Origin of the sequence: Streptomyces sp. BV286, from assembly GCF_019090165.1 — a bacterium.
In the GTDB taxonomy this organism is placed as follows: Bacteria; Actinomycetota; Actinomycetes; order Streptomycetales; family Streptomycetaceae; genus Streptomyces.
Genome location: NZ_JAHRIB010000167.1, coordinates 120,354 through 135,332, shown reverse-complemented (window position 1 = coordinate 135,332; position 14,979 = coordinate 120,354). Strand labels below are relative to the sequence as shown.

Annotated in this window: 13 protein-coding genes; all 13 read right to left on the bottom strand. The window is 68.3% G+C overall.

Features of this window, described 5'->3' with window-relative positions; genetic code table 11:
* Nucleotides 1–1,464, bottom strand: a 1,464-nt coding sequence (locus KUF83_RS30565) for a phage portal protein (RefSeq protein ID WP_217458230.1), incomplete at its 3' end; no start/stop codon positions are given.
* 1 nt (nt 1,465) lies between these two features.
* A complete protein-coding gene (locus tag KUF83_RS30560; RefSeq protein ID WP_217458229.1) occupies nt 1,466–1,825 on the bottom strand; it encodes a hypothetical protein in 360 nt (119 codons plus the stop codon).
* 186 nt (nt 1,826–2,011) lie between these two features.
* Complete coding sequence (locus KUF83_RS30555; RefSeq protein WP_308403205.1) at nt 2,012–2,467, bottom strand: hypothetical protein; 456 nt, start codon at nt 2,465–2,467, stop codon at nt 2,012–2,014.
* Nucleotides 2,468–2,591: 124 nt separating this feature from the next.
* Nucleotides 2,592–3,710: a hypothetical protein gene (locus tag KUF83_RS30550; RefSeq protein WP_217458228.1), complete on the bottom strand. Its 1,119-nt coding sequence runs from the start codon at nt 3,708–3,710 to the stop codon at nt 2,592–2,594.
* Nucleotides 3,694–4,524, bottom strand: coding sequence for a thiopeptide-type bacteriocin biosynthesis protein (locus KUF83_RS30545; protein ID WP_217458227.1), 831 nt, complete (start codon nt 4,522–4,524; stop codon nt 3,694–3,696). Before KUF83_RS30545 ends, KUF83_RS30550 begins: the two co-directional genes overlap by 17 nt.
* A 23-nt stretch (nt 4,525–4,547) precedes the next feature.
* Nucleotides 4,548–5,792 (bottom strand): lanthionine synthetase C family protein, encoded by a 1,245-nt coding sequence (locus tag KUF83_RS30540; RefSeq protein WP_217458226.1) that lies wholly within the window; start codon nt 5,790–5,792, stop codon nt 4,548–4,550.
* The gene (locus KUF83_RS30535; RefSeq protein WP_217458225.1) at nt 5,789–8,689 is read right to left on the bottom strand and encodes a lantibiotic dehydratase; all 2,901 of its coding nucleotides are present in this window, start codon (nt 8,687–8,689) and stop codon (nt 5,789–5,791) included. The genes KUF83_RS30540 and KUF83_RS30535 overlap by 4 nt, the downstream gene beginning before the upstream one ends.
* An 84-nt stretch (nt 8,690–8,773) precedes the next feature.
* Nucleotides 8,774–8,956 (bottom strand): FxLD family lanthipeptide, encoded by a 183-nt coding sequence (locus tag KUF83_RS30530; RefSeq protein WP_217458224.1) that lies wholly within the window; start codon nt 8,954–8,956, stop codon nt 8,774–8,776.
* A gap of 62 nt (nt 8,957–9,018) precedes the next feature.
* Nucleotides 9,019–10,224, bottom strand: a complete 1,206-nt coding sequence (gene fxlM, locus KUF83_RS30525) for a methyltransferase, FxLD system (RefSeq protein WP_217458223.1) — start codon at nt 10,222–10,224, stop codon at nt 9,019–9,021.
* Between the two features lie 409 nt (nt 10,225–10,633).
* On the bottom strand, nt 10,634–11,224 hold the full coding sequence (locus tag KUF83_RS30520; RefSeq protein WP_302828558.1) for a GntR family transcriptional regulator: 591 nt from the start codon (nt 11,222–11,224) through the stop codon (nt 10,634–10,636).
* Nucleotides 11,175–12,050 carry an SAM-dependent methyltransferase gene (locus KUF83_RS30515; RefSeq protein ID WP_308403204.1) on the bottom strand — a complete coding sequence of 292 codons (876 nt, stop codon included), beginning with the start codon at nt 12,048–12,050 and terminating at the stop codon, nt 11,175–11,177. The genes KUF83_RS30520 and KUF83_RS30515 overlap by 50 nt, the downstream gene beginning before the upstream one ends.
* Entirely contained in the window at nt 12,043–13,416 is a 1,374-nt protein-coding gene (locus tag KUF83_RS30510; RefSeq protein WP_217458221.1) for a glutamine synthetase family protein, read from the bottom strand. The genes KUF83_RS30515 and KUF83_RS30510 overlap by 8 nt, the downstream gene beginning before the upstream one ends.
* Nucleotides 13,416–14,975, bottom strand: a complete 1,560-nt coding sequence (locus KUF83_RS30505) for an amino acid permease (protein WP_217458220.1) — start codon at nt 14,973–14,975, stop codon at nt 13,416–13,418. Before KUF83_RS30505 ends, KUF83_RS30510 begins: the two co-directional genes overlap by 1 nt.
* Nucleotides 14,976–14,979 lie beyond the last annotated feature (4 nt).

Here is a 14,979-nt window from a genome sequence, read left to right as displayed (position 1 = left end):
GCCGAGGGCCGCGGGTTCGCCTCCCTCGGCGCGGGCCTGCGCGACGATCGCCGCGGCGTCGCCGGCGTTCTGCCCTGGCGGCAGTGCGGCGTTCGGGTCGGCACCGGGCGGGAGCTGCCCGCCGGGCGCGCCACCCTGGGCGTTCGGGTCCTGGATACCGAGCGCGGCGGCGTCCTCGGGCCGGGCCGGCACGGGAGCCCTCTGCGGGGAAATCCACAGGGCGCGGGTGTGCGGATTGTTGAAGATCGGCAGGCCCGCGCGGCGCCGGTACTCGTCGATGGTGATGAGGCCCGCTTCCCACTCCTCACGAGCCTCGGCGCGGCGCTTACGTCGGGGAAGCTCCAGCACCTCGACGCTGCTGGTGTTGAAGCGAATGTCGGCGTCCGAGGTGGTGATGTCTCCCGCGAAGGCGTTGGAGATCATCGCGAGGTGGTCCAGCTCGGTGTGTGACCAGAAGTTGTATTCCTCCTGCTCGGCGTTGTCGAAGGTGCGTCCGCTCGCGTTGCCGAGGATGCTCTCGGGTACGCCAAAGGCGCCCAGAATCTCGATCTTGGCGTTCTGCGCGGCGTGCTCGTAGGCCATCTCACGGGGCCGGGCCGCAAGGTCGACATAGTTCATGCCGCCGGGGCCGGCGCCGACGACGGAGACGTGCCCGGCGAACTCGCTGCCGGGCAGGAACCGGGCTTCCAACCGGTTCATCTCCTGGTCGCTGAGGGAGGACGTGTCCACGGCTACGATGCCGCCGGGCCGCGCGTCGTTCTTGATGAAAGCCACGTTGTACAGGCGTGAGAGGTAGTCCAGCTCGATGCTGATGCCGGCGGCTTCCAGCGGTGTTGTGCCGGAGAACGGGTCGGTGGGGTGGGGATCTCTGATCCAGCGCACTCGCTCGGGATTCAGCTCCCGTACTTCGCCGTACAGGGTGGTGAACTCGTAGTGGGCGATGTACTCGCCGCGCTCGTCGGGAACGGGGATGACCCGGTCGGGTGGCAGCAGGTCAAGGCGGGTGATGGTGCCGCGGTTAGAGCGTGTAACCTCCACGAACGCGCCCCGCTTGGACAGCAGGATCTGCGCAGACAGCCGCTTGCGGAACTGAGCGCCGGTCTCGACGGGGTTGGCTTTGCCGTTGAGGACGCGTAGGAGCGGATCATCCTCGATGACCTGCTCGAACTCGCCGTCCTCGGTCAGTCCGATGCCTATTTCGAGGGGCAGGCGTCCAGCGTGTTTGCTGATCGTCTCGATGGCCTTGTAAACCCAGATGCCGCGCTCGTACCCCTCGGTGACGACGCGGTCGATGTCCCAGCCGTCTGCGCGCCCTTCGGTGCTCCACATGTTCGTGGTGCCCGCGTACGTGGTGGACGTGTAGCCGCCTGTCCACTGAACGCTCTTCGTTTCCGGCTCGGGCGCGGGCCCCGGCCGAGGGGCGACAAGGTCGCGGAGCGCGGGGAGCCAGCGGCGCTTGGCCATGTCAACGCTCCTCGCTGCTCAGGAAGATGCCGACCGCGAGGACCAGGGCGAAGAGCAGCGACCAGGGCGTGAGGGAGTAGGCGAGACCTGCCAAGACTGTGAGGCCGGTGGAGATGGCGCAGTATCCGGCGCCGAAGCGGACGGGCCGCGGCAGGCGCGGAGCGACGTTGAGGACGGCGGCCCCACCTATGGGCAGAAGGATGCCGGCCAGGAAGAGCGCCACGCGAGGTTCCGCTACGTACAGTGCCCCGAGCATCCCGACCGTCCCGGAGCCGATCAGGAGTAGACCAAGCAGGTCGCGCAGGATGCGACGCCGGGGCGCCCGGTGGCTGAGAGGTGGATGCTGCGTTGAGGGATTCACGCCTCGGACCGTAGAAACCCGCCGCGCTTGCGTCTCGGGCCTACTCCGCCCCGAGGCAGGAGATCACTGTGGCGCTACCGCTCCGTGTGGCGACTGCGGCCACGACTCCGAGTTGGAAGTGCCGGGTGTAGTGCGTGGTGACGCCACCGAGGCGAAGCCCGAAGAGGAAGGTACGTGTGGGTTCCCCTATCGGGCCGGTCGGGATACGCCCGACACGTATGCGCTGATACCGCGCCGTTGGATGCGGCCGCCAGGTACTACACGGGCGTTGGAAGGCAGCTCAGGAACCTTGCGCTTCGCACGCTGAGACTGGTCGCCGCCGATCAAATGCCGATTGTCGATCAGGGCTTCACAATCGGCTTCGGCGACGTCCTCGAACGGCCTGCGGCAGGTGCGGCAGTACACTTCAAGTGCATCCACGCGAGTTCCCGTAGTCGTAGTGAAGCTGCCCCGGAAATCGGCGAGTTTGGCGATGCGCTCCTCTACCTTGATCTCCGCCGCGACGATCCACACGTGCGCGAGCGACTGTTCCAGTTCCTCGGCGTCGGCAGTTGGCGAAGTCGTCTCTTCCGCGGGCGACGAGAAGAGATCCACGAACGGTTCGAAAAAGAGTTGGTTCCGTTCGAGAACTGGGGTCGACACAGTCAGTTTCCTCCCGGCGGCGATACATCAGATCGTGGCCGAGCGTCAACGCCTGACCTGCCTTTTAGACGTAGTCACCGCGTGAAGCGTTACACCCCATGCGACGGATATGGGCTTCGCTATCTCAGCCGCTATTTCCTGTGCCTCTCACGCCCAGGCTCCGGATGACGCGGTCGCTGATGCGCAATGCGGCCTCCACCTCGTCGTGCAGATCGTCGGGGAAGGCGCCCGCGCCGAGCGCGCACGCGCGGAGGAGGGCGCGGCAGTCCTGCACCTCCCGATCCGTCGCGAGGGCGATGAACGAGGGGTGCGCGAGGATCTCCCGGGCGGCGTACCCGTCGGTTGTCTCTGTCGCTCGGCGGTGCAGTGCCGCGACGACCAGGCGCGCGTCCGGGTCCTCGGGGGAGGTAACCGTGTCCAGCACCGTGAGACCGAGCCGGGTGTTGAAGACGGTCATGCCCTGCTCGTCCGTGCGGACGAGGTAGGTGGCCACCAAGTCCTGCACCTGGCGGTGGAACGGTTGTCCGGCTGCCTGGCGGCACAGGACGGTCAAGCAGCCGTTGACGGCGTCCTCCCACGGCTCCCCGGGCGCCGTGCCGGCCAGGAGTTCCTCGGCTCTGTGTGTGTCGCCTGTGGTGAGAGCGGCGAGGACGGCGACCTGGCGACCATCGAGCATCCGCTGTCCCACGCCGCGGTGTTCGTCGATATGGGCGAGCGCTTCGGCCCAGCGGCCGGCAGTCGTCAGGGTTCGTGTCCCGTCGGCGAGGAGGACCCGCCACAGCCAGGCGCGGACCTCTCGGCGGCCCTCGGGGCTCGTGGTGAGGTCGGCCGGTACGGCGATGCCGTCGAATTGGGCGGACGTGCCGGTGCTGACGGCGTCGTACAGGGCGAGGAGTCGCTGACGGCCGTCATCGGGGTGCCCGGCGCGGATCTGGAGGCGTGCGAGGTTGACGACCGGTTCGAGGGCCTTGATTGCGGTCATACCTGGCAGGGGGCAGGCGTGGAGGTAGGCGGCGGCGTGGTGATGGCACATTGCGCGGGCGGTGGTGGGGTCGCCGATGTCGGAGGCGATCAGGGCGGCTTGGTTGTAGACCGTAGAGGCCACGGTTGGGTCGCCCTGTTTCGCCGCAGTGTTGGCGAGTTCGGCCAGCGCGTGCACGCGCTGGGGGAGAGGGAGGCAGGTGGGGCGAGGACGAGCGACGAGTGGGAAGCGCTGGGCTACCGCGTCAGGGAGCGTCCACACTGTCTGCGGCCCTCCTCTCGGTAGTGGGGTCGGGGCCGAAGACGACGGTCTTCGCGGCGGCGGTGAGGGTGGCCTGCGTGTCATAGGGCAAGCCGATCCGGTTCCAGGCGAAGAGCACATGATGGGCCAGGACATCGCGCAGGCCACGGTGAAGCTGTCCGTTGTCTGTGAGGCGGGCCAGTTCCCTTCCGGCGTCGGTGTAGACGTCGGCCCACTCGGCGGCATGGGCCAGTGGTCCGCCCGCGCGCATCACGTCCTCGCCGTTCACGGAGAGCAGTCGGCGTACAGCGACGTGCAGTCGGTCTGTGTTGTCGCGTTCTTTGCCGGCGGGCAGCTCGCGATGCGCTCCGACACGTGCCCAGACGTCGCCCTGCTCGTACCAGTCCAGACCGGCGGAGCGCATCATGAGGCTGCACAGCATGAGGGATGTCTCGCGTCGGTGTCTGCCGGCCTCGCTCTGGAGAAAGCCGATGATGCTGCGGCTGTCGCGGTGGAAGAGGCGGTGCGCGGATGCCATGGCTTGGGTTCCGCCGAACGCGTGGACCTCGGATTCGTAGATGACCTCCGTCCACCCTGTGATGTGCCTCTCGGAGGTGAGCGCGTCGAGGCCCTGGTCGATGAGGTTTTGCCCGTCGGCGGCGGGCAGGTAGCGCACGCGCCAGCAGGGGCGCTTGCGGACGATGAACCACGCGTTGACGGCACCTGCGTCCTCTGCGGCGCATAGAAGCGGGGCGAGTCGGGTCAATGCGATGGTCTCGGCGCGTTCCCAGTCCGGGAACGCCACGTTGGCCTGGCGCCAGGTCGGTGAGTGCATGAGGCGGGCCTCCGAGAGGGTGTTCAAGCCAGGGCGAGGAAGGTGTCCCAGTGAGGTGCGGGTGCGCTGTTGGTGCCGTAGGTATGCAGGGCGAGGGCCGCTCCGGCGGCTCCGTCGAGGAGTTCCGGGAACTGGTCGTTTTGGCCGAGCGCGGTGATCAGGCGGTCGGCCAGGCCCGGCAGCGCAGCAGCGATCTCGGTATTGCCCGTCTCGGTGGCCATCCGCCACGCGGCGTGCAGCAGCCCGGCCATGCCGTGGCACAGCCCGATCTCGGGGACTTTGTCCAGTTGCAGTGGGTCGCGCAGGGTCGCAAGGATCGCGTTCTCGGCGGCCCGCACGCGCACCGGGTCCCGAAGCGAGAGACCGGCCAACTGCTGGGCGCGGGCGGTGCCGCTGACTCCGTAGCACCAGGACGGACGCGGGCGAAGGTCGGCGTGGACGTGGTTGTCGGTCACCTGCTGCATCGAGATATGGCCTGGCCACCAAGGGGCGGTCGGGTCGCCTTGACGCCATTGGTCGGTCCAGGCGCAGATCCGTTCGACTGCATCGACCATGCCGGGCACGGCCAGGTCGCGCAGCAGGGCCAGGGACAACACGGACAAGGCGGAGCCGATGCCGTGGGAGAGACCGAAGTTCCCGTGCCCGCCGGGGTAGTCGGCGTGGGGTTCACCGGTGGGTGCGACGCTCATCCACCACGGCGACAGTCCGATCGGATCGGGCAAGGGCTCGGTCAAGCGCGCAAGATAGGACAGGACATCACGGGTGATCTCGTGGTGGGGATGGCGGCTCAGGTGGTACGCAGCCAGCCCGCACAAGCCCTGGATCAGGTCGAACTCCTTCATGGGGGGCCGCTCGGCGCGATCGATGCGCTGGTGGGCCTCGGCCAGGCGGTGTCGGGTAACGGTGAGGGTCGCCGCGTCCAGACGGTCCAGGACGCGCAGGTACCGGCTCGATGCGCTGGCCGCGCGGTGCGTGATGAACGCGAGGGCCGGAGCGCCGAAGAACAGGTTCGCGTTGGCCGCTGCGCTCACTTCGCCGTGCACGGCCGTGGCCAGCCACGTGTGCGCGGTGTCCCAGCCGCCGCGGCCGCTCCTGGCGCGCTCGATGTGCAGCAGGGCAATGCCCGAGGCTCCTCCGGCGAGCGACTGCGGCCAGGCCCGCACGCCGACCGGCCGGCCGCCGGGCCACACGGTGTTCGGGTCAGCCAGTGCACGGGCCAACTGGTCGGCGGTCGACAGCGCGGCACGGCCTACGGCTGCCGTGGTCATGATGTTCTCCTTGCTCGTGCCGTCCAGCTCAAGGCGGCAGCTCTGGCCAGGTGCAGGTGCGTGCGCTCCTCGGGCAGTCTCGGCCCGCACATCCGGACGTGGTGGAGGTGCAGCAGGTCCGGTAGCACGTCGTGGGGATGCGTGATCGTGCCCTCGATCACGCGGCAGTAGGCAGCCAGTGCCAATCGGCGCGCGGACCAGGCCGTGGTGACGCGCTCGTCCAAGCACGAGGGGTCGGTATTCACCAGGTCGACGGCTTGTCGGTAGACGGCGCGGGGCGGAGCGGCCTGTTCGGTGCGGGTGTGCTTGATGAGCCAGCGCATCGCTCCGTCGTCGCCAAGCAGGCCGATGGCGATGTCCACCATGCTTGCGGCGGTCATCGCACGACCATCCGGGGCGTTCTTCCCGGTCTGCAGGGCGAGTTGGGCGAGGGCAGCGACGGAGTCGGCGGCGAAGTACTGCTCGGCAGCGTCGATCGCTGCGGGGCCACCGAACCGCGCGGTCTCCGGGTGATAGGTCTCCACGCTGGCGTGCGTGATCAGACCGCTGTGCCGGAGCTGCTGGGTCCATTCCCCGATGCGTACAAGAGCAGAGCCGAGGGTGCCGGGCGCGCAGGTCAAGCGAACGCGAAGGTGGTGCTCGGGGTCTGTGTAGCGGATGAACCACCATCGGGGGTCGCCCAGTGCCTTCAACAGGGTCGGCAGGTGCCGAGCCAGAAGCGGGTCTTGCCGGTCCGGGTGTCCGTGGAGCTGGAGGTAGATGCGGTCGCCGCAGCCAGGCAGGTGGCCGTGCTCGCGGCTGACGACGTGGGCCGCTGCCCGGACGGGAGCGACATTCTGTTCAGCAACCAGGGGGATGACGACTTCGTGGGCGTGACGGTCGGTCCAGCCCAGGTCCCGGGGTTCCGGCGCGGGGTGCAGGGTCACCTTGCCGTCGCGGTTCAGGTGGGTGCGCAGCAAGGCCCGGTGTGAAGGTTCCGCCAGGTCCAGGGCCATGCACTGGTCGGCCTCGCTCAGGTACACCCGCTCAGGCAGCTGCACGTCGCGCCGCCATTGGGCCAGGGCGTCGTCCCAGTGTGGCCACGGTGTCGGCGCGGCGGGGAGATCGTCACGAGCTAGGAGCCAGCGGGCCGGGGACAAAATCGTGCGTCCGTAGCGCAGCGCGGGCAGGAACGGCAGGTTGGAGGCGGCCGTGCCCCACATGAAGCCAGTGCACGGGATGGCCAGCGCGGTGGGCGCCTCGGCCAGGAACCGTGCCAGCGGATGAGTGTGAAACCCCAGGTCGACAGCGTTCAGCAGCAGCGTGTGCACCGGGCGCTGGCGGGAGAGCGAGACCAGGTGCAGCTGTTCGACGTCGGCGGTCACCGCGAGATCCGTCAGGGGAATGAGGCTGGTATCCGAGCCGTGGTAGTCGCCGAGCGGGATCACCAACCCGGCCACCTGCGGGGCACGCGCAACGGTCTCAGCGGGTGCGGACAGCGGAGTAGAGCTGATCTGTGCGAGGAGCGCGCCTTGGTGCACTCCAGGCAGCCCGGCGTACACCTCGGTCATGCGGCGGCGGTCGTCGTCGTCCAGCAAGGCCAGGAAGCGGCCAGTGGTCGTTCCGGCCGAGCGCGCCACCCCGACGACGTGCAGGGTGAACTCGCCCTTCTGCAGGGCCGGAACGCTTACGGCGTCGATGCGGACGGTCACCTCGGTGCTCGGCTGGATGCAGTGGTCCGGATCTGTGGTGGCCAGCTCTTCGAGCGCAGCATCGTCGAGCTCGATTTCAAGGCGGCGCTGCATCCCGGCGGCGTGGGCGAGCTTGATGAGCTGGCTATCGCGGTCGGGCAGGGGGGAGGGCGCCGGCGTCGTGGTGGACCCGAGGTAGCCGGATGGGTACCCGAGCTCGTCAACGGCGTCGACGACGGGAACAACCGCCCTTGGCCCGTACCGCTCAAGAAACCGGCGGTGCCATTCGGCCCATCCGGCTAGCGCCGCTCGGGGTGCGAGGCGGGTGAGTGCCCTGGCTGCTGCTGCCGCTTCATGGGCCACCGTCTGCGGGATGGCCAAGTCCCAGTCCACCCGCAGGTCGAGCGCAGTCTTGGGGGCCTCGCGTAACTCTGCCGTCTCAGCGGGCGCGAGATACCGGGTGTGTGCGAGGAGGACGGCGAGCGGGTCGATGGCTGTCATTGCCGGGCGGAGGCTGGTTATCAGAAATCGTTGTCTGACCAGGCCTGCGAGTAGGTTCTCGATCGCGGCGAGCGGCGCGGTCGGGAACGTCGCGGAGAGTTGCGCAGTGAGGTCGCTCCAGAGGATCGGAGTCCGGGCGCCGTCCAGGGCGTTGCGGACCGGTCCGGTCACGCGTATCTGCACGTGCTCGGAAGCGCCGTCGTGCGTGTCGCGTGGGCGGTGCTCGATCACCACGTACCCGTCTCGCTCGACGACGAGGCTGGACGCGAGCAGCATCAGATGGGGTCGTAGTCCGCTGTTGGCCTCAAGCTGGCCGATGAAGGCCGCGATCCATGCCGCGTCGGGTCTGGCGAATGCCCGGTGCCATGTGCCGATAGACAGCGCGGGGGCGGCGCCTATTCGCGCGGCCGCGACCCCGGCGAACGCACCGAATGGCGTGGCGCGCGTTCGGGCCCGCAACAGGTAGCGCAGCACGGAGAGCACTGTGCGGCGCACGGCGGGTTCCGGCAGCGGATGGCCGGCACAGACTTGCTCCACTCGCCTTGCTAGGTCCGGGCTCGCGCCCTTGACGGCGGTCGCGAAGCCAGCTGTTTTCCAGGTTTGGTGCAGCCATTCCCGCCACGACGCCGTGTTCGCGGACGGGCCGATCAGATCGGGCCAGACCCCCGGATGATCGGAGTCCAGTACGGCCGCCCGGATCACTGCTGCATCGACGTAGCGATACACACACCCCTCCTGTGTCTGCGCGGTGCCCGGCCACGCCCAGGGGGCAGGCGCGACCGGGCACCGCGATTTCGCAATCTGGCGCTGCTACGGGCAGCTCGTGCACGCGGACGCGCACGTCGAGCCGCAGCCGTCGTTCGTCAGACGGATGAGTTGGTCCGCGGCGGGGCCGCCCTCAACGATCGTGATGTCCAGTTCAAAGCCGTCTTGTTCGGACGCCCTCTGTTCGGCGACCGGCTGAGCAACCGGGCGTTCCATCTGAACGGTCATGCGTGCCTCCTTGGCAGTGAGTGATGGTGCAAAGCCGGGGCCCGGGAACGGGCCCCGGAGCCTTAGTGCCAGGACACAGCGACGACGCCGTGCCGCTTCAGCACGCTGGTCTCGGGCAGAGCCGACGGGGCGGGGCCCGGGAGGAACCTGATCACTGCCGCTCCCCGGCGGCGGTGGTCCTGGGCCCAGAGCCGCAGCAGCTTCAGATACTCGTCCGCGAGAGCCTCGGCCTGCGGGCCGTGAGCGACCACGCCGCTCTCGAAGCCTCCGGTGTCCTCGTTCTCTCGGCGGGTGCGGTACGCGATGCTGTCCTCGCTGACCAGCGCCGGCACACCGAGCAGGGCCGAGGCTTCCACGAGTCCACTGTCGACGATGTCCATGGATGCGTGCAGTCGGGCTGGGCTCGACAGTCGGAGCGTGAGGTACAGCTCCAGCTCGTCGGGCAAGTCGTAGGCGGCCCCCGACCAGAACTCCCGCCTGGGCGTGTCCAGGGCGTGATTCAGCGCCTTCGTGTTGAAGGGAACCCGCTCGTCGTCGGTCTGCACGGCCACGCCGTCCCGCAGCATTGCCTTGCGTTCCTTGGCGGTTCCCTCGCCCTGCATGGGCACGAAGCGGGCCAGACGGTAGGAGTGGCTGGCCAGACCCTCGCCGTCGCGGTCGAACGCAATCGAACGGGTCGTGCCGCGCACAGTCAGCGGGACGACGAGTCTGCCCTTCTCGTCAAGCCCCTTGATCCACGACGGAGGGATGTCCCACGCGGCCGCTGTGACGATGATCCGGTCGTACGGCGCGCCGTCGGGAACACCGGTCTCGCCGTCGGCGAGCACCGTCTTCACCTGGTCGTACCCGGCATCGTCCAGGCACCGACGGGCGCGGTCGACGATGTCACGGTCGATGTCGACCGTGGTGACCGCCCCCTCACCGCCCACGAGTTCCTGGATGAGGGCGGCGTTGTAGCCTCCGGAGCCGATTTCCAGCACGTTCATGCCGGGCTTGACGTCGGCCTGCTCCAGCATTACGGCCTGGAGGTGGGCGGCGGACATGACGCTGATGTCCAGGCCATGCTCGTCCTTCTTGACCGGCACGGTGCGGTGGAGGTCGTAGACGAGACTCAGGGGTGCTTCGGGTGCGAACCGGTGCCGGGGCACTGCGGTGAAGGCGGCAGCAACTGGCTCGGACGTGATCGCGTCCTGGTCACGGAGTGCGCGGACCATGTCCGCGCGCAGCGCGTCAGGATCGCGAACAGGCGAGTCATCAATAGCAGTCATCCGATTACCCACTTCTGTTGGGACGTTGGGGCTTGCGGCAGCCGGCTTGGTGGTCAAGCGAGGACGCTAGCCAGGCCGCCATCACTGGGGGGGGGGAGCGGTTACGCGCCGCCGGAGCGGCAGCACTCGCTGTTCGACTGAAAAGCAGCTCCGTGGCTCGTCACTGTGTTCGTGTTCCTCTCGCTGAGGCAGTTCGTGGGGCCGGAGGGAAGGAGCCAGAGTGAGGGGGGACATGCAGCACTCGCTTGGAGAACGCGCAATTTTCCGGTTCCGATACTCCCCAAGAGCCAACCCGGCTGGGCGGGGCCGGCGCGGAGCTGGACCTGGTCGTGGGGGAGGAACACGAAACAGGTACTCATCCCCGCGCCGGGGTCTTGACCTGCCCACGGGTTCAACCCGTGGGCAGAAGCTAGTTCGTCTGCTGTGTGCCTGTTGCGGAGCGGCGGGGTCTCTTCGCGGGAAGCGCCGCGGGCTTCTCCGGGTCGAGGACGTACGTTCCCCCGTTCACGGTGGCGAGGAGGCCGTCATCCTTCAGCGGTGCAAGAGCGGAATGAACCGTCGTGCGGGAGGTCCCAAACTCGGCAGCAAGCTCACTCCACAGCGGCAGCCACGTCAGGGGCGGGTACGTGCCATCGTTCAGCCTCTGCCGGACAGTCTGTTCGAGGCGTGCTCGACGGCTGCCCTGTCCGGCCGGCCCGGGTGCTTTGGGGTCTGCGACGTAGGTTCCCTGGCTGACCACGGCGTAGAGCGTGCCGTCGGCCTTAAGGGGCCTGAGCGCATCCCGTACCAGCTGGGCAGATACACCGAACTCGCGGGCGAAATCGATCTCCCTCGGCAGGAGCATCCCAGGACGGTACTGACCGCGGGCCAGGCGCTCGCGGACGACGTCCCGAATCCGCGCGACGGCTGTTGGTCGAACGACGCCGGGGGTGACCAACTCGGCCAGAAGACTAGGCACGGTCGAACCCCCGCTCCCGCTCAGCGTTGAAGGAGAGGCCATAGGGCGGCAGACGGGCGACGCCTCCGTACACGTCCGTCGGCTGCGGGTCGGTGCCCGGCTCGGGGCGCCACAAGGGGCAGGAGACGATGCCGGGATCCAGCAATTCGAGGCCCTCGTAATAGGCGGAGATCTGCTCAGGGCTGCGCAGCACGTACGGGTCGGCGCCGGTGTCGTCGTAGCCCTCCTGCGCCCGCTTCAGCTCCGCGTCGGTGTCGGTGCCGTCGTAGTGCACGAAGTAGCTGCCCGGCGGCAAGGCGGCCTGGAGGCGGCGCACGATCGACCTGGCCTCGTCGTAGTCCTGGATGTGGCCCAGGATGCCCATGAGCATGAGCGCGACGGGCTTGTCGAAGTCGAGGATCTTGCCCGCGGCCTCGATGATCCTCTCGGGCTCGCGCAGGTCGGCGTCGATGTAATCGGTGCCGCCTTTGGGTCCGCTCCTGAGCAGCGCCTGGGCGTGCCTCAGCACCAGCGGGTCGTTGTCCACGTAGACGATCCGGGACTCCGGTGCCACGCGCTGGGCGACCTGATGGGTGTTGTCGTAGGTGGGAAGGCCCGTGCCGATGTCCAGGAACTGGCGGATGCCCAGCTCACCGGCGACGAGCGTCACCGTGCGGATCAGATAGCCGCGGGAGGCGCGGGCCATCGTCTCGATGTTCGGGGCGATCTGGCGGTAAGCGTCGCCCGCCTCCCGGTCGACCTCGTAGTTGTCCTTGCCGCCCAGCCAGTAGTTCCAGATGCGGGCCGAATGCGGCACCGTGGAGTCGATCCGCTTCGGACCGTTCACCGGACGGTTGAAGGGCTCGCTGGGGTCTTGACGGTCAGGCACGGTCGAACCCCCGTTTCCGCTCCACGTCTGTGACCTGCTCGGCGAGCGCGGCGATCTCCGCCCCGGCAGCACGCATGTAGTGGTCCAGGACTGGAAGGCCGAATGCGTCGCGCACTGTCCTGCTCTGCCGGAAGCCGACGACGGCCTCGTCGAGAGTGCGGGGCACTCTCGGCACGTCCTGCTCCTCATAGGCGTCGCCGGTACAGGGCTCCGGCAGCTTCGGGCGGTCGCTGATGCCGTGGATGATCGCGGCGATGATGGCGGCCAGAACGAGGTAGGGGTTGGCGTCGGCGCCTGCCATCCGTACCTCCAGGTGCGTCCCCGTCTGATGGCCCACGACGCGGACGGCACAGGAGCGGTTGTCCCATCCCCACGAGAAGTTCGTGGGGGCGAACGAGTACGGCTGGTAGCGCTTGTAGGAGTTCGGGGTGGGCGCGTACAGCGGTGCCATGTCCGGCAGCCCGGCGATGAGGCCGGCCAGGGAGCGCTCCAGAAGCTCGGGCAGCTCGTCGTGCGACTGTGTGGCGAAGACCGTCTTGTCATTGCGCCACAGCGAGACGTGAAGATGCAGGCCGCTGCCCACTCCGGTCTGGGGGGCGGCCATGAAGGTGGGTGTCATGTCGCGCCGCTCGGCGAGGTGGCGGACGGCGTGCTTGTAGACGGTGTACCCGTCGCAGGCCGGCAACGCCGGACCGTAGGGGAACGTGACCTCCATCTGGCCGGGCGCGCCCTCGCCCTTGACCGCTTCGACCCGTGTACCGGCGCCGCGCAGAGCGGCTTCCAGGTCGCCGATGAAGTACCTCAGGTCCGCAGGGAAGTCGAGGCCGTAGTCGTGGTTGTGGATCCCCACAGGCTCAAGATGCCGGTACCCGGCCGCGTGCGCGTCCTGTGGGGTTCCCCGGTAGAGAACGAACTCGCTCTCCAGGCCCACCTTCACCTCCAGGCCGAGTTCCGCGAGGCGATCGAGCTGTGCACGGAGCATCTGGCGCGGGGCGACCTCGATGGGCCCACCGCCGGGGTGGATGGCGTCGGCGTGGACGAGGGCAGTGCCGGGCCAGTGGGGCAGCCGGCGGATGGTGCCCGTGTCGGGGATGGCGCCGATGTCGCCGAACCCGTCCGTCCAGCCCGTCAGCGCGAAGCCGTCCAGGGGCGTCATGCCGACGTCAGTGGCCAGGATGTACCCGCACATCTCGGCCCCGGACTGGAGCTTCTCCAGGAAAGCGGGAGCCCCGAAGCGCTTGCCCTTCAAGCGGCCCATCATGTCCGGGACGGCGAGGACCACCGCTGTGATGTCACCGCTGTTTGCGGCGGCCCGCAGTTCGTCGACGGTCAGAAACCCGGTGCGCCTCATCCGCTGATCGCTCATCAGACCATGCCTCCAGCGATCACAGCGTCTTCAGCCGTGGACGAAGGCAGCGGCATGGCGTAGTGCTTCCTGCCTGTGGTGATCCACGAAATCCACGCGAAGAGAAGCACGACGACCAGGGTGAGGGGCGCGTAGTTGAAGGACTGCGTGGTCATGGGGTAGGCCTGCGGCAGGCAGAAGAACACGGTCAGCACCACCACGTAGGTGACGGCTACATAGCCCATGGGCTTGCTGAACCGGCCCAGGTTCCAGGGGCCCTGTTGGAACTTGTCGCCCGCGCGCAGCCGAAGGAAGACCGGGATCGCGTAGGCGGGTGTGATGCCCAGGACGTTGATCGCGGTGACCGCGGCGTACGCGGTCGGCGAGTACAGGCTCGGCAGTGCCAGGACCAGCGCAATGCCCACACACAGCCACACCGCGGCCGTGGGGTTCTCGGTACGGGCGTTGACCCGGCTCCAGGTCTCCCAGCCCGGCAGTGCCCGGTTGCGGGAGAAGGCATAGGCCATCCGGCTGGCGGCCGCCGTCTCTGCATTGCCGCAGAAGAGCTGAGCCACGATGACCACCACCAGCAGGGCCTTGGCCATGCCGATGCCCAGGACGTCGATGAAGATCTGCGCGGGCGGTACGCCCGTGGCCGTGTCCAGCGTGCCGGCGTAGCTCTCCATGGCGAACAGCATTCCGACGATCAGCACGAAGCCCGCGACGCCGGACCAGAGGATGGCGTGGACCATGCCCCACGGTGCGGCCTTCTGCGCCCGGGTGGTCTCCTCGGCCATGTGGGCGGAAGCGTCGTACCCGCAGAACGTGTACGCCGCCATGAGGCATCCGACTCCGGCCCCGTACAGGGGATTGCTGATGCCCGAGTCGTTGTAGTACTCGGTGAAGACGAAGGCGGGGGACTGGCGTTCGCCGGGAGCCAGGAAGAGCGTGCCGACGATGAGCGTGACCCCGCCAGCCTGCCACCACACGGATATCTTGCTCAGCACGTCGACCAGGCCCACCCCGAAGCTGTTGAGCAGGCCGTGCAGGAAGAGAACACACACGAAGATCGCCATGGTGTTCTCCGGCGTGGGCTCAAAGCCCCACTGCAAACTGGCGAACGCACCGATGAAGGAGGCCGCGCCGTAGTCGATGCCAGCGATGGCACCAACCAGCCCGAGCAGGTTGAGCCAGCCCGTCAACCACGCCCAGCCGGGCCCGCCGAGGCGATGGGCCATGTGGTACAGGGCGCCGGACGTGGGGTACACCGACGTCACCTCGCCCAGGCAGGCGCCCAGGACCAGGGTCATGGCGAAGATCCCGACCCAGCCCCACACCATCACGGCCGGGCCGCCGTTGTGCAGACCAAAACCGAACAGCGTCATCCCGCCCGCCAGGACACAGATGACGGAGAAGGAAACGGCGTAGTTCCCGAACCCGCCCATCTTGCGGGCCAGCGCAGGTGTGATGCCTTCCGCGATCAGCACGGCGTCATCGTCGGGCAGAGCGGCTGTTCTTCTTCGAGACAAGGGAATGCTTCCTCGTGGATGTCGTAGGGGAGGTGAAGGAAGGAGGTGCATGGCG

What these genes read in the sequence shown, in the direction of transcription:
- KUF83_RS30540 (WP_217458226.1), bottom strand. Translation starts at nt 5,792, where the DNA reads ATGACCACGGCAGCCGTAGGCCGTGCCGCGCTGTCGACCGCCGACCAG.
- KUF83_RS30520 (WP_302828558.1), bottom strand. Translation starts at nt 11,224, where the DNA reads ATGGCCTCTCCTTCAACGCTGAGCGGGAGCGGGGGTTCGACCGTGCCT.
- KUF83_RS30545 (WP_217458227.1), bottom strand. Translation starts at nt 4,524, where the DNA reads ATGCACTCACCGACCTGGCGCCAGGCCAACGTGGCGTTCCCGGACTGG.
- KUF83_RS30530 (WP_217458224.1), bottom strand. Translation starts at nt 8,956, where the DNA reads ATGACCGTTCAGATGGAACGCCCGGTTGCTCAGCCGGTCGCCGAACAG.
- KUF83_RS30505 (WP_217458220.1), bottom strand. Translation starts at nt 14,975, where the DNA reads ATGCACCTCCTTCCTTCACCTCCCCTACGACATCCACGAGGAAGCATT.
- fxlM (WP_217458223.1), bottom strand. Translation starts at nt 10,224, where the DNA reads ATGACTGCTATTGATGACTCGCCTGTTCGCGATCCTGACGCGCTGCGC.
- KUF83_RS30510 (WP_217458221.1), bottom strand. Translation starts at nt 13,416, where the DNA reads ATGAGCGATCAGCGGATGAGGCGCACCGGGTTTCTGACCGTCGACGAA.